This window comes from Burkholderia sp. HI2500, assembly GCF_002223055.1.
Lineage (GTDB): Bacteria > Pseudomonadota > Gammaproteobacteria > Burkholderiales > Burkholderiaceae > Burkholderia.
Window position 1 is genome coordinate 1030537 of record NZ_NKFL01000006.1, and the last position, 18975, is coordinate 1049511.

15 protein-coding genes and 1 pseudogene are annotated in these 18975 nt (G+C 69.1%); 5 read left to right on the plus strand and 11 right to left on the minus strand.

Annotated features, from left to right (window positions below; translation table 11 throughout):
* Positions 1-84 precede the first annotated feature (84 nt).
* Together CFB45_RS22440 and CFB45_RS22445 are read left to right on the plus strand one after the other, a co-directional pair.
* The gene (locus tag CFB45_RS22440) at positions 85-1050 is read left to right on the plus strand and encodes an ABC transporter substrate-binding protein (protein WP_174974265.1); all 966 of its coding nucleotides are present in this window, start codon (positions 85-87) and stop codon (positions 1048-1050) included.
* 52 nt (positions 1051-1102) lie between these two features.
* Complete coding sequence (locus tag CFB45_RS22445; RefSeq protein WP_089427436.1) at positions 1103-2197, plus strand: LLM class flavin-dependent oxidoreductase; 1095 nt, start codon at positions 1103-1105, stop codon at positions 2195-2197.
* Between the two features lie 98 nt (positions 2198-2295).
* On the opposite strand, the pseudogene CFB45_RS22450 reads toward CFB45_RS22445, so the two are convergent.
* The 11 genes and pseudogenes from CFB45_RS22450 to CFB45_RS22500 form a co-directional block, all read right to left on the minus strand.
* A pseudogene (locus CFB45_RS22450) lies at positions 2296-3231 on the minus strand (ABC transporter substrate-binding protein).
* Positions 3232-3265: 34 nt separating this feature from the next.
* Positions 3266-5056 (minus strand): amino acid ABC transporter permease/ATP-binding protein, encoded by a 1791-nt coding sequence (locus CFB45_RS39755; protein ID WP_089427437.1) that lies wholly within the window; start codon positions 5054-5056, stop codon positions 3266-3268.
* A gap of 63 nt (positions 5057-5119) precedes the next feature.
* Positions 5120-6472: an LLM class flavin-dependent oxidoreductase gene (locus CFB45_RS22460; RefSeq protein WP_089427438.1), complete on the minus strand. Its 1353-nt coding sequence runs from the start codon at positions 6470-6472 to the stop codon at positions 5120-5122.
* Positions 6473-6479: 7 nt separating this feature from the next.
* Positions 6480-7529, minus strand: a complete 1050-nt coding sequence (locus CFB45_RS22465; protein ID WP_089427439.1) for an LLM class flavin-dependent oxidoreductase — start codon at positions 7527-7529, stop codon at positions 6480-6482.
* Positions 7530-7592: 63 nt separating this feature from the next.
* Positions 7593-8540 (minus strand): ABC transporter substrate-binding protein, encoded by a 948-nt coding sequence (locus CFB45_RS22470; RefSeq protein WP_089427440.1) that lies wholly within the window; start codon positions 8538-8540, stop codon positions 7593-7595.
* Positions 8541-8595: 55 nt separating this feature from the next.
* Positions 8596-9156: a GNAT family N-acetyltransferase gene (locus CFB45_RS22475; protein ID WP_089427441.1), complete on the minus strand. Its 561-nt coding sequence runs from the start codon at positions 9154-9156 to the stop codon at positions 8596-8598.
* A 311-nt stretch (positions 9157-9467) separates the two neighbouring features.
* Positions 9468-9869: a type II toxin-antitoxin system MqsA family antitoxin gene (locus CFB45_RS22480; RefSeq protein WP_089427442.1), complete on the minus strand. Its 402-nt coding sequence runs from the start codon at positions 9867-9869 to the stop codon at positions 9468-9470.
* A 2-nt stretch (positions 9870-9871) separates the two neighbouring features.
* A complete protein-coding gene (locus CFB45_RS22485) occupies positions 9872-10168 on the minus strand; it encodes a type II toxin-antitoxin system MqsR family toxin (protein WP_089427443.1) in 297 nt (98 codons plus the stop codon).
* A gap of 103 nt (positions 10169-10271) precedes the next feature.
* Complete coding sequence (locus CFB45_RS22490) at positions 10272-11312, minus strand: succinylglutamate desuccinylase/aspartoacylase family protein (protein WP_089427444.1); 1041 nt, start codon at positions 11310-11312, stop codon at positions 10272-10274.
* Positions 11313-11569: 257 nt separating this feature from the next.
* Positions 11570-11845, minus strand: a complete 276-nt coding sequence (locus CFB45_RS22495) for a hypothetical protein (RefSeq protein WP_089427445.1) — start codon at positions 11843-11845, stop codon at positions 11570-11572.
* A 244-nt stretch (positions 11846-12089) separates the two neighbouring features.
* The gene (locus tag CFB45_RS22500; RefSeq protein WP_089427446.1) at positions 12090-13640 is read right to left on the minus strand and encodes a sensor domain-containing diguanylate cyclase; all 1551 of its coding nucleotides are present in this window, start codon (positions 13638-13640) and stop codon (positions 12090-12092) included.
* A 500-nt stretch (positions 13641-14140) separates the two neighbouring features.
* Here CFB45_RS22500 and CFB45_RS22505 point away from each other — a divergent pair, with 500 nt between their 5' ends.
* The 3 genes from CFB45_RS22505 to CFB45_RS22515 are packed head-to-tail and all read left to right on the plus strand — an operon-like array spanning position 14141 to position 18971.
* Positions 14141-17017, plus strand: coding sequence for a xanthine dehydrogenase family protein molybdopterin-binding subunit (locus CFB45_RS22505; RefSeq protein WP_089427447.1), 2877 nt, complete (start codon positions 14141-14143; stop codon positions 17015-17017).
* Positions 17014-17715, plus strand: a complete 702-nt coding sequence (locus CFB45_RS22510; RefSeq protein ID WP_089427448.1) for a (2Fe-2S)-binding protein — start codon at positions 17014-17016, stop codon at positions 17713-17715. Before CFB45_RS22505 ends, CFB45_RS22510 begins: the two co-directional genes overlap by 4 nt.
* Positions 17712-18971, plus strand: a complete 1260-nt coding sequence (locus CFB45_RS22515) for a cytochrome c (protein ID WP_089427449.1) — start codon at positions 17712-17714, stop codon at positions 18969-18971. Before CFB45_RS22510 ends, CFB45_RS22515 begins: the two co-directional genes overlap by 4 nt.
* Positions 18972-18975 lie beyond the last annotated feature (4 nt).

Below are 18975 nucleotides of genomic sequence, written 5' to 3' on the forward strand. Positions count from 1 at the left end.
CCATCCGTTCCGCCGACCACCGTGCACGGCGGACCACGGGCGCCGCTCTCGCGCGGCCGCCCGCCAACCCTCCGGGAGATCACGTTGTTGAGTCGAATCGTCACGGCACTCTTGCTGGCGCTGGCCGCGCAGCCGGGCATGGCCAAGGACACCGTCACGCTGCGCGTCGGTGAACAGAACTACTTCAACATCCAGGCGTCGATGGAGGCGTCCGGCGTGCTGAAGGACCTGCCTTACACGATCGAGTGGAAGCATTTCCAGGCCGCGGCGCCCGTCGCCGAATCGCTGAACGGCAATGCGATCGACGTCGGCTTTCTCGGCGATTCCGCGCTGCTCACGCTGGCCGCGCGCGGCGCGCCGGTGAAGGTGGTCGCCGTGTCGCGGCAGAGCCTCGACGGCGTCGCGATTCTCGTGCCGAAGAATTCGCCGGTGCGCACCGTGGCCGACCTGCAGGGCAAGACCATCGCCGTATGGCGCGGCGCGTGGAGCCAGCAGCTCGTGCTGCGCGCGCTCGAACACGCGGGCTTGCGCGCCGATTCGGTCAAGTACGCGTACCTGATGCCGATCGATGCGACCAACGCGCTCGCGAACGGCTCGGTCGACGCCGTGTCGCTGTGGGAGCCGTTCGTCAGCACGCTCGCGTTGCGGCAGGGCGCACGGCCCGTGACGACCGCGCAGGGGCTGATGCCGGCGCTGAGCTTCGTCGCCGCGAACGAGCAGGCTGCCTCGGGCAAGCGCGCCGAGATCACCGATTTCCTGCGGCGCGTCGTCGCCGCGCGCCAGTGGGTCGACAACCATCCGCGCGAGTACGCGGATCTGTGGGCGAAGCGCGCGAAGCTCGAACCCGATGTCGCGTACCGCTGGCTCAACAACGCGAAGCAGCGCGTCGGCCCGGTCGACGAGACGGCCGCGAAGGACGCGCAGAACACGGCCGACTTCCTGTACAAGGCCGGCGTGATTCCGGCCGCGTACGACACGTCGAAGCTGCTGGACCGCTCGTATGCGGGCGCGTTCGCGGCGCCGGCGCAGAAGACGGCCGCCGCGCAGTAAGCGGGCCATCCCGTCCACGATTTCCAATCGAGCACCCCAAGGACATCCCGACATGCCAGTCGACATCATCGGCATGATCACCGCGACACCGGGCGCGGAGGTCGACGTACCGGGCGGCGCGGCCGTCCAGCCCGACTACGTGCGCCGCTTCGCGCAGGCGCACGAGGCCGCCGGCTTCGACCAGATCCTGGTCGGCCATTTCAGCAACGCGGCGGACGGCTTCATCGTCGCGTCGTTCGCGGCTGCCGCGACCGAGCGCATCCGCATCCTGCTCGCGCACCGGCCGGGCGTGATCATGCCGTCGGCCGCCGCGCGGCAGATCGCGACGCTCGACGTGTTCAGCGGCGGCCGGCTGGCGCTGAACGTCGTGTCGGGCGGCGACGATGCCGACCTGCAGCGCGACGGCGATTTCGTGCCGCACGATGCGCGCTACCGACGCACCGGCGAATATCTCGACGTGCTGAAACGGATCTGGCAGGCCGACGCGCCGGTCGACCATGACGGTGCGTTCTACCGGCTGCGCGGTGCGTCGCCGCTCGTGAAGGGCGCGCAGCGGCCGCACGTGCCGATCTATTTCGGCGGGTCGTCGCCGGCTGCGCTGGCGGTCGCGGGCGAGCATGCCGATGTCTACATGACATGGGGTGAGCCGCTCGCGTCGGTGCGCGAGCAGATCGCACGCGTGCGCGAAGCCGCCGCGCCGTTCGGGCGTGCGCCGCGCATCAGCGTGTCGTTCCGGCCGATCGTGGCCGACACCGAGGCGGCCGCATGGGAGAAGGCCGAGGCGATCCGCGAACGCGTGCGCGCGGCGCGGCTCGCGAACGGCCAGCCGATCGCCGGCCATGCGCCCCAGAATGCCGGTTCGCAACGGCTGATGGCGGCGGCCGCGCAGGGCGACGTGCTCGACGAGCGGCTGTGGATGGGTGTCGCCAACCTGACCGGCGCACGCTGGAATTCGACCGCGCTGGTCGGCACGCCCGAACAGGTCGCGCGGGCGCTCGGCGCGTATTACCGGCTCGGCGTGTCGACGTTCCTGATTCGCGGGTTCGATCCGCTGGACGACGCGCTCGATTACGGGCGCGAGCTGATTCCGGCGATTCATGCGCAGGTCGCGGAACTCGACCGGTATCACGCGGCGGTGACGGCGTAGGCTTCTACAGCCAGCGATGTTGCTTCGACGCGCCCCGGCATTGCCATCGTGCAATGTGCCGGGGCGATGTCATGTCGGGCATCGCCCCATCGACGCCGTCAAAACGACGGCAGCCCCGGCGGATTGGTCTCCGCACGCGCAATCGCCTCACTCTGCAAACCCCAGCGCGCGAGCGCCTGCCCGTAGCGGCCGCTGCCGATCAGCGCGTTCGTCGCAAGCGTCAGCGCGGGTGCGAGCCCGCTGCCGCGCCGCGTCGCGATCGCCACGTCGGCGTTGGCCGGCCAGCCCGCATTGACGACGCCGACGCGGCGGATCTTGCCGGTGCGCGCGGCCTCTTACGCGAGCGACGCGTTCGGGTTCAGCTCCGCATCGGCGCGACCCGACAGCAGCGCGACGCGCGACGCCGCATCGTCGTCGAAATAGAGCAGCTCGGCCGGTTTCAGCCCCTGCGCCACGTTGCGCTTGTTCCACTCGAGCAGGATGCGCTCCTGGCTCGTCCCCGCGCCGGTGATGATGCGCAGGCCGGCGATGTCCTTCGGCTCGGCGAGCTTCGCGATCGGGCTGCCGGTACGCACGTAGAAGCCGTGCAACCCGAGCCGGTAGGTCGTGAAATCGTATTTCTCCTTGCGCTTCTCGGTCACGCCGACGTTCGAGATCACCGCGTCGTACTTGCCGGACGTCAGCCCGAGCGGCCAGTCGGCCCACGCGATCGGCAGCAGCACGAGCGTGCGGCCGAGCGCGTCGGCGACGAGCTGCGCATAGTCGGGGTCGGCGCCGACCACGGTGCGCGCGTCGGTCGCGTAGGTCGACACGGGCGGCGCGTGCGGTGAAATCGCGACCGTGAACGCGCCGTCGCGTACCCAGCGGTAGCCGGCTGCCGCACGGATCGCCGCGTCGTCGGGTTGCGCGCGCGGGCGGCCGGCCTGGCGCGGATCGAGATCCGCGGTCGCGGCGGCTGCCTGCACCGCGTGCCATGGAAGGCTGCCCGCTGCCGCGACCAGCGCCGCGGTCATGAACTGGCGTCGGTCGGTCATCGTGCGGCACCTCGCAGGTCGTGAGCGGTGCGCATCACAGCACCCGCGACAGGAACGCGCGCGTGCGCGGATGCGACGGCGCGTCGAGCACGACGGCCGGCGGCCCGGCTTCGACGATGCGCCCGCGCTCCATGAACAGCACGTTGTCCGCGACTTCGCGCGCGAAGCCGATCTCGTGCGTGACGATCACGAGCGTCGTGCCCGAACGCGCGAGTTCCTTGATCACGTCGAGCACCTCGTTGACGAGCTCGGGATCGAGCGCCGACGTCGGTTCGTCGAACAGCAGCACCTTCGGGCGCAGCGCGAGCGCCCGCGCGATCGCGACGCGCTGCTGCTGGCCGCCGGACAACTGGCGCGGGTACGCATCGGCCTTGTCCGCGAGGCCGACGCGCGCGAGCAGCGTGCGGGCGATGCGTTCGGCGGCGTCGCGCGTGATGCCGCCGACGACGACCGGCGCTTCGACCAGGTTCTCGAGCACGGTCAGGTGCGGGAACAGGTTGAAGTTCTGGAACACCATCCCGACGGCCGTGCGCCGCGTCAGCACGTCGCGCTCCTTCAGTTCGTAGAGCACGTCGCCGTCGCGGCGATAGCCGATCAGTTCGCCGTCGATGTCGATGAAGCCGTCGTCGACGCGTTCGAGATGGTTGATCGTGCGCAGCAGCGTCGACTTGCCCGAGCCCGACGGCCCGACGATCGCGGTCACGCTGCCGCGCGGCGCGACGAACGACACGTTGTCGAGCACGCGCTGCATGCCGAACTGCTTCGACACGCCATGCACGGCCACTTCGCCGCCGGCGCGCGGTGCGACGGCGGTCGCCGCGTCGCTATCGCCGTGAGCCTGCGCGACCGATGCCGCGTGACGGGACGTGACACGCCGCCACAGTGCGCCGAGGCGCGCGAGCGCGAACGTGATGACGGACGGCGGCGGGTTGCGCAGCGCCCCGCGCGCATAGTGCCGCTCGACCTGCACCTGGATGGCCGACAGCACGGTCAGGATGATCAGGTACCAGACGGTGGCGACCATCAGCAGCGGAATCACTTCGAGATTGCGGCGATAGATCACCTGCACCGTATAGAACAGCTCGGGCATCGCGAGCACGTAGACCATCGACGTGCCTTTCGCGAGCATGATCAGGTCGTTGAACGCGGTCGGCAGGATCGCACGCATCGCCTGCGGCAGCACGATCCGCGTGGTCTGGCGGCCGCGCGGCAGCCCGAGCGCGGCGGCCGCCTCGAGCTGGCCCTGGTCGACCGCGAGAATGCCGCCGCGAATCACCTCCGCGGAAAACGCCGCGTGGTGCAGCGTGAGGCCGAGCACGGCCGCGAGGAACGGGCTGATCAGGTCGGTCGTCGGCGTGTCGAACCAGACGATGTCGGTGAACGGCACGCCGAGCCGCACATGCTCGTACAGGTAGCCGAGGTTGTTTAGGATCAGCAGCAGCACGATCAGCGGAATCGAGCGGAACAGCCACACGAAGGTCCACGCGCTCGCCGACAGCAGCCGCGAACGCGACAGCCGGGCCAGCGCGACGAACGCGCCGAGCACGAGGCCGAACACCGCGCCGAGCAGCGTCAGCACCAGCGTGCGCGCGAGCCCCGACAGCACGGGCGGCGACAGGAACCATTCGGCGAACACCGGCCAGCCCCATTGCGGGTTGCCGAGAATCGAATGCAGGACGATCGCGATCAGCGCGACGGCGAGCACGGTGCCGGCCGTGCGCGACCGGTGGCGCGCGGGCACGATCCGGAAACGCGTGCCGGCGTCGCGCGCGCCGGGGGAAGAGAGCGGCGGCAGCGCGCCGCCGAGGTGGGTCGTGTCGCTCATGTCGTGGAAATCCTCGAATCGGTCGGGCGGGCGCGCCGCGCACGGGCGGCGCGGCGGCGGGTGTCAGGCGTGCGCTTCGGCCGCCGTTTCGTGCGGCGCGCCGGGCGCCGCGTGGCGGCTGGCCTTGCGCGGCAGCCCGAGGTGGTCGCGCAGCGTCGCACCGGGCAGGTCGCGGCTGTAGCGCCCGCGTGCCTCGAGCACCGGAATCACGAGTTCGACGAAATCCTCGACGCCCTGCGCCTGCACCGCGAAGCCGAGGATGAAGCCGTCGCCGGCACCGGCGTCGTGCCAGCGGATCAACTCGTCGGCGACATGCTCGGCCGTGCCGATGAAGTTCGGGCGCGGCGTGGCGACCGCCAGCGCCGTCTCGCGCAGCGACAGGCCTTTCTGTTTCGCGTCGGCCTTGATCCGGTCGGTGGTCGAGCGGAAGCTGTTGCGGCCGAGCTCGCCGAGTTCCGGGAACGGCGCATCGAGCGCGTACTGCGTGAAATCGTGGTGATCGAAATAGCGGCCGAGATACGCGAGCGCCTCGTCGATCGTCAGCAGGTTGCGGATCGCCTGGTATTTGTCCTCGGCCTCGGCCGCCGTGCGGCCGACGATCGGCCCGATGCCGGGGAAGATCTTCACGTCGCTGCCTTGCCGGCCGTGCTCGATCGCGCTCTGCTTCACGCGCCGCGTGAACGCGGCCGTTTCGTCGAGCGACGGCGAATGCGTGAACACCGCATCCGCATACTTGCCCGCGAGGCCGATGCCGGTGTCCGACGAACCGGCCTGGAAGATCACCGGCTGCCCCTGCGGCGAGCGCTGGATGTTGAGCGGGCCCGCGACCTGGAAGAAGCGGCCGTGGTGGTCGAGCGTGTGGAGCTTGTCGCGGTCGAAGAAGCGGCCCGTCGCGCGGTCACGCACGAAGGCGTCGTCGTCCCAGCTGTCCCACAGGCCCTGCACGACGTCGAGGTATTCGTCGGCGATCTCGTAGCGCAGTTCGTGATCGGGATGCGCCTTGCCGAAATTCTTCGCGGTGCCTTCGAGCGGCGTCGTCACGACGTTCCAGCCCGCGCGCCCGCCGCTGATCGCATCGAGCGACGCGAGCTGGCGCGCGACCGTGAACGGCTCGCTGTACGACGTCGAGATCGTGCCCGCGAGCCCGATCTTCTTCGTCGCGACCGCGAGCGCCGACAGCACGGTCAGCGGCTCGAAGCGGTTCAGGAAGTGCGGGATCGACTTCTCGTTGATGTACAGGCCGTCCGCGACGAACGCGAACGCGATGCCGGCGGCTTCCGCCTTGCGCGCGATGCCGATCGCGAAATCGAGGTTGATGCTCGCGTCCGGCGGGTTGCTCGGGTGCCGCCATGCATTCATGTGGCTGCCTGCGCCTTGCAGCATCAGGCCGAAGGGAATCGATCGTCGGGTCGTCATGGGAGCGTCACATGTTCTGGTCAGGGGAGAGGGAGCGGTCGGCCGCGAGGGCCGCGTGCAACGGCGTGGCCGACAGCGCGCCGCCGAGCCATTCGGCCGATGCGAGCCGCGCCGCGTAGTCGGTCACCGGCGAATCGATCACGAACGCATCGACGTCGAGCCGCCGGCTCAGCGCATCGAGCGCGCGGTGGATGCGCTCGGGCGTATCGGCCAGCACCGTCGGGCGCAACTCGTCGATCCGGTAGTCGGACGCGCCGCTCTGCCGCGCGAATTCGGCGGCCGCCTGCGCGCTGGCGAGATTGAAGCTCTGGCCGCCCGCGAACTGCAGCTTGAAGATCTTCAGCGGCCCGATCAGCTGCTCGGCCGCGTCGCGCGTGGGCGCGGCCACCGCGTACAGCGCGACCAGCGGCCGGGTGCCGCCCGCGCTGCGGTACGCGTCCAGCGAGCGTTCGAGGTTCGCGTCGTCGCCGTTGAAATGCCCCGCGTAGCAGAAGCGCCAGCCATTGCGCGCGGCGAGCGCGCCGCTGTCCGGCGAGCCGCCGAGCAGGATGCGTTCGGGCGCCTGCGGCGGCACGGGCAGCGCGACGGCACCGGCGAGCGGGTGATCCTCGGCGACGCCCCAGCCGAGAAACGCGTCGAGCTCCGCAAGCTGGCCCGCGAAGTCCGGCTTGCGCGCCTTGTCGTGGAACCACTGCAGCGCGCGCGTGGTCAGCGGCAACCCGCCGGGCGCCTTGCCGATGCCGAGATCGACGCGACCCGGCGCGAGCGCGGCCAGCACCTTGAAGGTCTCGGCGACCTTGAACGGGCTGTAGTGCTGCAGCATCACGCCGCCCGAGCCGACGCGGATGCGCGACGTGTGCGCGAGCAGGTGCGCGACGACGATCTCCGGAGCCGAGCTTGCAAAGGCCGGCGTGCCGTGATGTTCGGCGACCCAGAAGCGCTCGTAGCCGAGCTGTTCGGCGCGCTGCGCGAGCGTCGTGGTGAAGCGCAGCGCGTCGGCGGCGTTCGCGCCGTCGGCGATCGGACTCTTGTCCAGCAACGAAAGCGAATAAGACATGGTGGGCGGCGTTCCTGCGTGAGCGTGGCGTAAGCGTGAAGGGACGGTGAGCGTGCGCGGCGTTCAGCTCTTCGGCAGCCCCGGCGGATTCGTGCGCGACTGGTCGATCGCTTCCGAGGCGAGGTTCCAGCGGTCGAGCACCTGCTGGTAGCGGCCGTTCTTGATCAGCCCGTTCAGCGCGACGGTCAGCGGATCGGCGAGCCCGCTGCCGCGGCGCGTCGCGATCGCGATGTCGGCCGTGCGCGGCCAGCCGCCGCTGATCGCGCCGACGAGGCGCGTCTTGCCTTGCTGCGCGCTCTGGTACGCGAGCACCGAGTTCACGCTGAACACCGCATCGGCGCGGCCCGACTGCACGGCGACGATACGCATCGCCTGGTCGTCGTAGTACTGGATCTGCACGGGTTTCAGCCCGTGCGCGACGTTCTCGCGATCCCACGCGAGCAGGATCTTTTCCTGGTTGGTGCCGGCGTCGGTCACGACGCGCAGCCCCGCGACGTCCTTCGGTTCGCGGATCGCCTGGATCTTGCTGTCGTTGCGCACGTAGAAGCCGACCTGATCCTTGCGGTAGGTCGAGAAATCGAACTTCTGCTTGCGCTCCTCGGTGACGGTGACGTTCGAGATCACCGCGTCGACTTTCCCGGATTCGAGGGCGAGCGGCCAGTCGGCCCACGCGAGCGCGACGATCTTCAGCTTGCGGCCGAGGCTGTCGGACACGAGCTGGCCGACGTCGGCGTCGAAGCCGATCACCGTGCGCGCGTCGGTCGCATACGAGCTGATCGGCGGCAGGCTCGGCGCAACGCCGATCGTCAGCGTGCCGGGTTCGGCGAACTTGAACGACGCGGGCACCGCGCGCTCGACGGCCGCATCGGCCACGCCGCGCGGGCGGCCGCGCTGCTCGGGGCTCAGGTCGAATGTGGCGGCGGCCGCGGCTGCGGCGAACGCGGTCAGGCCGATCAGCGCGGCGGCCAGCGTGCGCACGGCACGGGAAGAAAGCGGTACGGCTCGTTGCATGAAAGCGTCCTGGGGTGGCAAGCGGAAATCGGAGGGAAGCGGGGGGCCGTCGCGGTCAGCGCGACAGCACCGGTTCGGGCACGGGCGCCCACAGGTCGGCCAGCGTCGACGTGCGCGACGGATCGGCGAGATCCTTGCCGAACCGCAGGTGGAAATACGCTTCGGGGTCGATCGACGCATCGAACAGCCGCGTATAGCCGGTGCGGTCGTACAGCGCCCATGCTTCGGGCTGGCGAAAACCGGTGGTCAGGTAGATGCGGCGATAGCCTTGCTGCGCGGCGCGCAGTTCGAGCGCGTCGACGATCACGCGGGCGAGGCCCTGGCGGCGCAGGTCCGAGCGGGTCCAGATGCGTTTGAGTTCGGCGGTCTGCGCGTCGTAGCGCTTGAACGCGCCGCCGCCGATCGTTTCGCCGTCGCGCAGCAGCAGCACGAACGCGCCTTCGGGCGGCGCGAACACTTCGGCCGGGTAGCGTGCGAGTTCTTCGCGGGCGGACGCGTGGCTGTCGGGCCGATACGCGTGGTAACGGGTCGAATACTCGTCGATCAGCGCGTCGATCAGCGGTTGCGCGCGGACGTCGAGCGGCGTCGTGTCGATGATGCGGTCGGTCGTGGCCATGGGCATCGCGAAGGGCGCGCGATGCGGACGTTCCTGGCGGGGTGCGGGCACGCGGCCCGTCCGGTCTGTTCCGTTATCGCGACGCGGTTGTCGTGATGGCGGCGGCCGGTGCGTATCCTGCCGGAATGCAGAGGGCGGGCCGCCGCCGTTTTGAACACGTTAGCGGCGCGGCCGGCAAAGGCGAACGAAGCAATTTCGATAAGGATTTCGCGGGAAGCGTCAGAAGGCTTGCAGCGGGAGTGGGGTGACGGGGGATCGCGCATGCGTCGAGGCGTGTGCCGGACGCATGCGCGATCCTGAAGCGCGAGCGCCTATGCCGCGCGAACTTCGGCGAGCAGATCGGGGTGACGATCCAGGAGCTTCAGCAATTTCACGAGGGCAAGCGGCGGATTCGTCTTGCCTGTCTCGTAACGGGAGAACGCATTGACGCCGCCGCCGAAGAGCTCGGCCGCCTCGCGCTGGTCCAGCTTCAGCTTCTTGCGCACCTTCGCGATGTACTGCGGGTCGACGAGGGTGGCGTTCACCTGCTTGTTGAATTCGGTGATCGCTTCGCCGAGACGGGTCGCCTCGTCGAGATCCAGCACCGATTCCCCGCAGGCCGGACAGAAATCGCCGGTGATATCGCGAACGACAGTCGACCGGCCCTTGTAGGTATAGGGGATGTCTCGCGTGTCGCGGACCAGCTTGGCGGCACCGCAGGCAGGGCACTTCATGTTCAACGCTCCTTGAAAGACACGATCAGCACATCGTCGATCACCGTCAGTTTCAGGTACACGTCGCCGCGCACCGTGAAAGGTCGGTAGACGTCCTGCCAGATCGTGTGGTCGGCGTACGTCGTCATGCTCTTGTGGAAGTCGAGATCGGTCAGCGACAGCACGACACCGAGCGCCTCCCTTTCCGTGAAACCCAATAGCCGGGCGCCGAGTACCGCGCTCGCCGTTAGCCGGACCTGGCCGGATTCGACGAGCGCTTTCACGCGCAGCAGCTTGCAATGAGGCGTTCTCTTTTCCATCTGCGATCATAACCAAGTAAGTTAATTTGTCAAGTTGGTTAATGGCGAGCGCATGCCGTCCGCCATGACTGGCAGACAGCAAGGAAAGGAGAGAGGTCCGGATTTAGGCCGTCTGGCCGATGCTCGGCGGCGCCGACAACTCCGCCAGCTGAAACAGGCAATCGCCGCGCTGCACCTGCGCGGGCACGCGCTTGCAGACCACTTCGCCGTCACCCTTGAAGCGGTGCAGCACCGGCTCGCGCAGCGGTGTGTCGGGGAAATGCACCCACGCGGCCGGCTGCCCGGCCTTCACCTGGTCGCCGAGTTCGACGAGCGGCTCGTACAGCCCGCGCTCGTACGCGTAGACGAAGTGGCGCTCGCCGTCGACGCGCATGAAGCGCGTGACGGTGGGTGGCGCATCGGGCACGAGCGTGCCGCGCAGCAGGCCGATATGGCCGAGGTAGTGCAGCAGCCCGTGGCGGCCCATCCGGATCAACGACGGATCGGCCATGCCCGCGCCGCCGAGTTCGGTCACGATCGAGATCGCGCCTTGCCGGCGCGCGGCCGACGCCGAATGCACGGGATTCGGCGCGTGCAGCAGCGCATTGTCCAGCCCGAACGCGACCAGCAGCCCGTTGAGCTTCGCGGCTTCGTCGGCGTCGAGCGGATCGATCGCGAGCATGTTGCCGCCCTGGTACAGCAGCGAGCTGCCGCCCGAGTGCAGGTCGACCAGATACTCCGCGCGCGACAGAAGCGCGTGCTCGATGTAGTGGGCGATCATCTGCGTCGGCGTGCCGGTCGGATCACCGGGGAAACTGCGGTTCAGGTTGCCTTCGTCGAGCGGCGACACGCGCAGGCCGGCATCCGCCGCCGGGAAATTCGCCATCGGCAGCAGGATCAGCTGCCCGCTGACCATCTCGGGCTCGATCTCGCGCATCAGTTGCGACACGATGATCTGGCCTTCGTACTCGTCGCCGTGATTGCCGGCCATCACGAGCGCGACGGGGCCGTCGCCGTTGCGGATCGACGCGATCGGGATCGGTAGCCAGCCGTACGCCGAGCGGTGGACGGAATGCGGCAGCCGCAGGTAGCCCGCGTGCTTGCCTTGTGCGTCGAGATCGATTTCGCAGTGGATGGGATTGCGGTGCGAGGAAGAGGCGGTCATGGCGGCATCGTTCGATGAACGGAATTCGCCATCTTATCGGGAAACGACCGCCGCGCGCCGGGCCCGACGCGTGCAACGCCGAACACCATCAACCGGCACGCGCATGGATCATGCGTACGGCGCGTTGCACAGCCGATACGCGAGGCCCCGTGCGATGTTGCAGCGATGAACGCATGCCGGCAGGTCGGCCGGCTGCATTCGGGCGGGATGTTTCGCGCCGGCCCCTTGCCGCGACAGGGCCGGCGCGCGCAACCGCGTTACCGGCCCGATGTTTCAGCTTCGAGACGTCCTTCTTCCCACAGCGCCCAGAAACGGCTGCCGGCGCGATACGGATTCCCGCGGCGTGCGCCGTGATCGGCGATGCCCTGGCGAAATGCGCCGTACAGCGTCAGCGGCGGATTGTCGACGCATCGGGCCTCGCGGGCGGCCGGCATGCGGCTTTCGGACACGAGCCGGCGGATCAGCGATTCGCCGTCGATCACGTCCAGTGCGTCGATGGTTTCGCTGCGGCTGAGGACTTCGACGGTATTCATGTTGGGTCTCCCTGACAACCTGTTTCCCTGACAGGGAGCAATAAGAGTGCCAGGCTTGAAACGCCTTGCGCTGCGTCGATCGTGCCGGCTTCTGCAGCCAACGTGACGGGTGGCGGGCGGCGATGTTACGGAACACGTCACGTGACACGCGAACGCGCGACGACACGTGCGGCCACGCAAAGCGTTGCGGAATTGAATCGTCGGGAGGAGGCGGAGGCGGGGGAAAGCGGGTGGCGCAGCCGGGTCAGCTCGCGGTGACCGGCGTGACCCGGCTGCTGCCGCTCGAATAGAAACGATAGATGCCCTTGCCTGCGGACTTCGCGTCGTACAGCGCGCTGTCGGCCTGCCGGATCAGTTCGTCGGGAGAGCCGTGCCCGTCGTCGAGCGCGATGCCGATGCTGATCCCGAGGCTCACGGTCTCGCCGATCGACAGCGTGTACGGCGCCGAGATCTGCCGGATGATGCGCGCGGCGAGGAGCGAGCACGTGTGCATCGTCGTATCGTCGATCGCGACCACGAACTCGTCGCCGCCGATGCGGGCCGCCAGCTCGCCGGACGACAGCGTCTTGCCGAGCCGCACGGCGACCTGCGTGAGCACGTCGTCACCGGCCTGGTGACCGAACCGGTCGTTGATCGCCTTGAAGCCGTCGAGGTCGAGATACATGACGGCGAGCGCGGGGCCCGGCGCGCGCGGCCGGCGCGCGAGCATCCGCTTGAGCTCGGCATGCAGTTCATGACGGTTCGGCAAGCCCGTCAGCGCATCGTGCCGCGCGAGATGCCGGATGTGCTGCTCGGTCCGGCGCCGCGCTGTGACATCCTCGACGATGATCACCGCGTTGCCGTCGGGCACGCGGTGGCGCGTCAGTTCGAGCTGGCGGCCGTCGGCGAGCACGACGTCGAGCGGCGCGGGTTCGTCGCAGGCCAGCCAGAGTTCGCACTGCGCGGCGAGAATGGCGCCGCCGGGATCGGTCGCGTCGTTCGCGCCGAGCGCCGCGACGACGGCGGGCAACGGCGTATCGAGCATGATTTCGCGCGGCGAGCCGAACAGTTGCGCGGTGCGCCGGTTCGCGACGATCACGCGGCGCTCGCCGTCGATCATGCACAGGCCGTGCGGCATGTAAGTGAGCGCGGCGTCGAAGCGCGCGACGAGTTCGGCGTTGCGCTGGCGCGCGGCGATCAGCGCGACGAGCACGCGATAGTGACGCTGGACGACCGTGCGCATCGCGGCGAGATAGATCGCGAGCGGCGGCAGCAGCAGCCACGCGCCCGACCGGTGGGCCAGCAGCGCACCGACGCCGATCGGCAGCACGCCGAGCGCGACCTGCATCATCGCGAGCCGCGGCAGCGCCGAATTGCGCGACGCGATTCCGCCGAACACGCCGCCCGCGACCATCACCGACAGCGTGCCGAGCTCGACGTCGACGGCCTGCACGCAGCCCATCACGCCGAGGCCGAGCACGAAGCACGCGACGAGCGACACAGGCGCATAGCGCAACGCCCAGTATTCGGCACGGTCGTCGCCGGCGTTGCGTTGAACGGTGTACGCGCGCGCGATCGAGAGCCGCGTGATGAGGAGGCCGACGTCGGCGATCAGCCACGCGAGGCACCACAGCTGCTGCAGCCGGATCAGCGCGACGGCCGCGACGAAGCCGCTCGCGAGCCCGGAGAGCGCCATCGGTCGGACGTCTTCGAACAGCGTAACGAGCATCGACGGGCGCAGCGCGGCCGTCACACGGTGGTTGCCGGAGGGGGGAGTGGCGAGAACGGAGTGCAGGAGAGATGCCCTGACTGCCATGGTTGTTAACCTCGACACGATGTCGCGTGATGTCGCGATGGCTGGCGGCGCCCGCACGGCACATGGCGGGCGCCCGGCCAGGCCGGATGCGCACGACATTACCATGAAACGCGGGCGGCGCGGATAGCCCGGGTGGATGCCCGGGGAGGCCAGCGGCACCGCTCGCCGCGCCGGCCACTCGTCGTAAACCACGCCCGCGAATGGCTTGCGCATTCGCCGGCGCCGGGGCAGCATCGTGGCGAACGGAATGCAGCTCGGCGACCCGCAGGAGACCGGTCACCGTGCACGGCGGGCCGCTGCAAACGGGCGCGCGACGCGGTCGAATCGACACCCGCGACCGGCTGCCGCAGCCCGGCTGAATACCGTTATAAGAAATTCAATAAGTATTTCATGCGAGAAATACTATAGGCGATATATCTAAAACAATGCCAGAATGCGCGCCGCTCCGAACGTCGCGACACCCGATCGCCGTCCGAGCCGCATCAGGAGGTTCCCCCCAAATGAAAAACCACGGCCTGTCACGGCGGGGTTTTCTGAAAGCCAGCGTGCTGGCGGGTGTCGCGGTGTATGTCGCGCCCCTGGGCAGCCGCGCATTCGCGGCGCTCTTCGAAGAAAAACTCCTCACCCCCGTCAAATGGGATAGCGTCACCGGCATCCCCCAATTCCGCATCGACGGCATCGCGAAGGTCACCGGCTCGAAAGTGTTCGCCCGGGACGTGCGCGCCGCCGACATGCCGCACTGGCCGCAGCAGCAGTCGCATGCGCTGATCCTGCGCGTCACGCAGGCCGACCGCACCTACGAAGGCTTCGACCTGTCGCTGCTCGGCGACGACCTGAAGCCGGACCGCGTGGTCACGGCCGACGATCTCGTGCGCGACGGCGTCGCGTTCCCGACGTTCTACGGCGACGACATGCTGCTGCCGGCCGGCAAGACGCCCGCGTATCTCGGCCATGCGGTCGCGATCCTCATCTATCACGACTTCGCGCGCTTCCGCTTCGCGAAGAACGCGCTCAAGTTCCGCGACGACGTGATCCGCTACGGCGCGGTCACGGGCCCGCTCGAGCGCGATCCGTGGGGCACCTTCCGCTATGTGCGCGTGGGCGGCAAGACGGCCTATGACGACGACGTCTATTCGAGCCTGAAGGACGCGCCGATCTTCCCGAGCATGATGCGCAAGCACCTGCCGGTGTGGCCGGACGGCAAGGAGCACGGCAAGCTCGACGAGCAGGGCATGTTCCTCGCCGGGCAGATCGCCAGCGAGCTCGACCATCCGTCGGCCGACTGGCTCGTGTTCGACCGCGAGTACAACACGCAGTCGGTCGACACGTCCGCGCTCGAACCGGACAACGCGAACTGCTGGTACGACACCCCGACGCAGTCGCTGCATCTCGTCGTGCCGACCCAGTCGCCGCTCGAAGTGGCGGAGAACGCGGCCGCGATGGTCGCGAAGTGCCGCTTCCCGGTGAAGAAGCTGTTCGTGCATCCGTGCTACACGGTCGGCTACGGTTCCAAGGATCACTTCAACGTGCCGTTCTACGGCCTCGTCTGCGCGCTGTACGCGGACGGCCGCCCGGTGCGTTTCGCGAACGACCGCTACGAGCAGTTCCAGACGTCGCTGAAGCGTCACGCGTTCAAGATGCATTACCGGATCGCGGTGGACCGCAACACGGGCCTGCTGCAGTCGTTCAAGGGCGACTTCGAGGCGAACGGCGGCGGGCGCTCGAACTTCTCGCCGTCGGTGGCGATGGTGGGCGCGACGGCCGCGCAATCGATCTATTACTTCCCGAAGAGCGACCTGGCCGCGGTCGCGATCGCGTCGCGCGCGATCGATGCCGGTTCCGCACGCGGCTACGGCACGCTGCAGAGCATGGCGGCGACCGAGATGGCGGTCGACGAGATCGCCGCGCAGCTGAACATCGACCCGATCGATTTCCGCCTGCGCAACGCGCTGCGCTCGGGGATGAAGAACACGCAGGGGGCGATTCCCGCCGGCGCGCTGCGCGTCGACGAGGTGCTCGAGCGCTCGAAGCAGCATCCGCTGTGGACGCGCCGCGCCGCGCGCAAGGCCGAATACGAGGCCGCGCATCCGGGCAAGCGCTACGGCGTCGGCTTCGCGTGCGTGCAGAAGGATTTCGGCACGGGCGCGGAAGCGTCGTTCGCGAAGGTCGAATTCGACGAGAACGGCAAGGTCTCGCTGCAGCACACGGCGGCCGAGATCGGCACCGGGATGTCGACGTCGCAGGCCGTCGCGGTCGCGAAATGGCTGGGCCGTCCGGCAACTGACGTGCGCGTGGCCGTGACCGAATGGCCGGACCTGCCGGTCGAGACCAGCGGCGATCCGTACCTCATGTCGCAGGCCGACCAGGATCGCCTGAGCGCGAACCCGCGCTGGTCGCCGAGCTATGCGTCGCCGTCGAGCGCGACGAACTCCGCGTACTACTTCACGCACAGCACGCGCGAAGCCGCGCGCGCGGTGTTCCGCTACGGCCTGTGGCCGGCGGCGATGTCGATCTGGACGCGCGGCCTCGGCGGCGGCCAGGCCGCGCCGTACACGATCCGCATCGAGGACGCGCGCTGGGTCGACGGCAAGCTGACCGCCGACGGCCTCGAGCCGCTGTCGTTCGAGCAGCTCGCGAAGCAGGCCCATGCGCTCGGCCTGCCGACCGGCGCCGTCGTGCACGTGTTCAACCGCTGGCAGTGGGCCGACGCCGAGTTCGAAGTGGGCGGCACGGTCGAGCGCCTGCCGATCGACGGGCTGTCGCTGCGTGTCGGCGCACCGAAGACGGGCGACAACGGCCCGGTGCCCGGCACCGCCGCACCGGCCGGCGCGACCACGATGCGCGGCACGCTGGCGCCGACCGCGAACGGCTACCGCGTGCTGGATCGCAAGCGCGTGTTCATTCCGCCGACGAGCCGCAACAACGCGGCCGTCACGTACTACACGGCAGTCGGCACGCTGGTCGAGCTGGCCGTGCACGAAGCGACCGGCAAGGTCGAGCTGCTCACGCACCACTCGATCATGGAATGCGGCAACCAGATTTCGCCGCAGCTCGTGTCGGGCCAGTTGCAGGGTGGTCTCGCGATGGGGATCGGCCACGCGCTGCACGAGTACCTGCCGCTCTATGAAGACGGCCCCGGCAACGGCACGTGGAACTTCAACCGTTACCAGCTGCCGCGCGCGTCCGACGTCGCCGTCTGGACGCAGACGGGCGACGTGCTGCCGCCGCTGTCCGAGACCGATCCGCCGAAGGGCGTCGCCGAAGTGGTGATGATTCCCGTCGTCGGCGCGATCGTGAACGGCATCGCGCACGCGATCGGCCATCGTTTCACCGACCTGCCGGTGACCCCGCAAAAGATTCAGGAGGTGCTCGCATGACGACCGCCCAAACCGCGGCTACGGCCGCGAGCGCCAGCGCCGCTGCGACCGGCGCTTCCGCGCCGAGCGCGGCTTCGGCCGCACCGGCATCGGCCCCGGCCGCGGCCGTGCCGGCTTCGGCACCGGCTGCCGTCGAGCGTCCGCTCGTCCGGTTCCAGTCGAAACCGCTGTCGATCAATATCAACGGCAAGTCCGTCGGCCCGATGCAGGTGCCGGAAGGGCTGATGATGATCGAGTTCCTGCACGAATACGCGGGCCTCACCGGTTCGCGGCTCGGCTGCGGGCAGGGCATCTGCCACGCGTGCGTCGTGATCGTCGACAAGCCGGACGGCACGAGCGAGGAAATGCGCACCTGCATCACCGGCGCGCACTTCTTCCACGGCCGCTCGATCCGCACGATCGAAGGCCACGCGAAGCGCAACGAAGCGGGCGAAGTGGTCGAGCTGTCGCCGATCCAGCAGAAGTTCCTCGAGCACTTCAGCTTCCAGTGCGGCTACTGCACGCCGGGCTTCGTCAACGCGGCGACCGTGCTGATCGAACGCCTGAAGCGCGAGCCGATCGCGAAGGCCGACGTCGAGCGCACGATCACCGAGGCGCTCGATGCGCACCTCTGCCGCTGCACGGGCTATGTCCGCTACTACGAAGCCGTCAAGGACGTGGTGCTGACGACGCCGGGACTCGTGAAGGACGCCGCATGAAACGCACATTCGCTCATCGTGTCGCGCGGGCTGCGGGCTTGCCCGCGCTCGCGGCCGCCTGCGCGTTGCTGCTCGCCGCATGCGGCGGCCACGACGCACCGGCCTCGAACGCGGCTTCCGGCGCACCGGGTGCCGACCCGATCGCGCGCGGCCGCTACCTCGTCAAGGCCGCCGACTGCGCGGCGTGCCACACCGCGAAGGACGGCGCACCGTTCGCCGGCGGCGCGCCCCTCGAATCGCCGTTCGGCACGTTCTACGGCTCGAACATCACGCCCGACAAGGATCACGGGATCGGCAGCTGGAGCGCGGACGATTTCTACGCCGCGCTGCATGACGGCAAGGCGCCGGGCAAGCGCCTGTATCCGTCGATGCCGTACACGTCGTACCGTCAGCTCACGCGCGCCGATTCCGACGCGATGTACGCGTACCTGAAGACCGTCAAGCCGGTCGCCCTGGAAAACCGCGAGCACGAGCTGAAGTTCCCGTACAACCTGCGTTTCGGGATGGTCTTCTGGGACATGGTGTTCCTGAAGGACAGCCTGCCCGATGCGTCGACCGGCCAGTCCGCCGACTGGCAGCGCGGCCGCTATCTGGCGGGTGCGCTCGGCCATTGCGCGGAATGCCATACGCCGCGCGCGTTCACGGGCCAGCTCGACAGCGCGAAGCCGTTCGCCGGCGCCGCGCTCGGCCGCGTGGCCGCGCCCGACATCACGCCGGCCGGTCTCGCCGCGCGCGGCTGGACGGGCGCCGACCTGCAGACGTTCTTCGGCGTCGGCATCGCGCCGCAAGGCTCGGCGTTCGGCGAGATGTACCCGGTCGTGCATCTGAGCACCCAGACCATGACGAAGGACGACCTGCGCGCGCTGTCCGTGTACCTGCTCGGCGATACGCCGCCCGCGCCGCAACCGGTGAAGCCGGTGTCGGCCGACGCCGCGCAGCTCGCGGCCGGCCGCTCGGTGTATCTCGCGGTCTGCGCGGGTTGCCACGGCTTCAACGGTGAAGGCAAGCCGCACGTGGCGGTGCCGATGAACGGCAATTCGACGGTGCGCCAGGGCGACCCGCGCAACCTGCTGGTCGCGATGCTCGACGGCATCGGCGAGCAGAAGTTTGCCGGGTTCGAGAACCTGCAGCCGATGCCCGGTTTCGCGCACACGCTGAGCGACGACGAACTCGCGCAGCTCGCGAACTACCTGCGTGCGACGTGGGGCGGCCAGCCCGCGAGCGTCACGCCGGCCGACGTGAAGGCCATGCGTTAAGTCG

Excerpts from the sequence above, each read along its gene's own strand:
- CFB45_RS22490 (WP_089427444.1), bottom strand. The coding sequence starts at position 11,312 with ATGACCGCCTCTTCCTCGCACCGCAATCCCATCCACTGCGAAATCGAT.
- CFB45_RS22465 (WP_089427439.1), bottom strand. The coding sequence starts at position 7,529 with ATGTCTTATTCGCTTTCGTTGCTGGACAAGAGTCCGATCGCCGACGGC.
- CFB45_RS22495 (WP_089427445.1), bottom strand. The coding sequence starts at position 11,845 with ATGAATACCGTCGAAGTCCTCAGCCGCAGCGAAACCATCGACGCACTG.
- CFB45_RS39755 (WP_089427437.1), bottom strand. The coding sequence starts at position 5,056 with ATGAGCGACACGACCCACCTCGGCGGCGCGCTGCCGCCGCTCTCTTCC.
- CFB45_RS22510 (WP_089427448.1), top strand. The coding sequence starts at position 17,014 with ATGACGACCGCCCAAACCGCGGCTACGGCCGCGAGCGCCAGCGCCGCT.
- CFB45_RS22500 (WP_089427446.1), bottom strand. The coding sequence starts at position 13,640 with ATGGCAGTCAGGGCATCTCTCCTGCACTCCGTTCTCGCCACTCCCCCC.
- CFB45_RS22460 (WP_089427438.1), bottom strand. The coding sequence starts at position 6,472 with ATGACGACCCGACGATCGATTCCCTTCGGCCTGATGCTGCAAGGCGCA.
- CFB45_RS22515 (WP_089427449.1), top strand. The coding sequence starts at position 17,712 with ATGAAACGCACATTCGCTCATCGTGTCGCGCGGGCTGCGGGCTTGCCC.
- CFB45_RS22445 (WP_089427436.1), top strand. The coding sequence starts at position 1,103 with ATGCCAGTCGACATCATCGGCATGATCACCGCGACACCGGGCGCGGAG.
- CFB45_RS22505 (WP_089427447.1), top strand. The coding sequence starts at position 14,141 with ATGAAAAACCACGGCCTGTCACGGCGGGGTTTTCTGAAAGCCAGCGTG.
- CFB45_RS22470 (WP_089427440.1), bottom strand. The coding sequence starts at position 8,540 with ATGCAACGAGCCGTACCGCTTTCTTCCCGTGCCGTGCGCACGCTGGCC.
- CFB45_RS22480 (WP_089427442.1), bottom strand. The coding sequence starts at position 9,869 with ATGAAGTGCCCTGCCTGCGGTGCCGCCAAGCTGGTCCGCGACACGCGA.
- CFB45_RS22475 (WP_089427441.1), bottom strand. The coding sequence starts at position 9,156 with ATGGCCACGACCGACCGCATCATCGACACGACGCCGCTCGACGTCCGC.
- CFB45_RS22485 (WP_089427443.1), bottom strand. The coding sequence starts at position 10,168 with ATGGAAAAGAGAACGCCTCATTGCAAGCTGCTGCGCGTGAAAGCGCTC.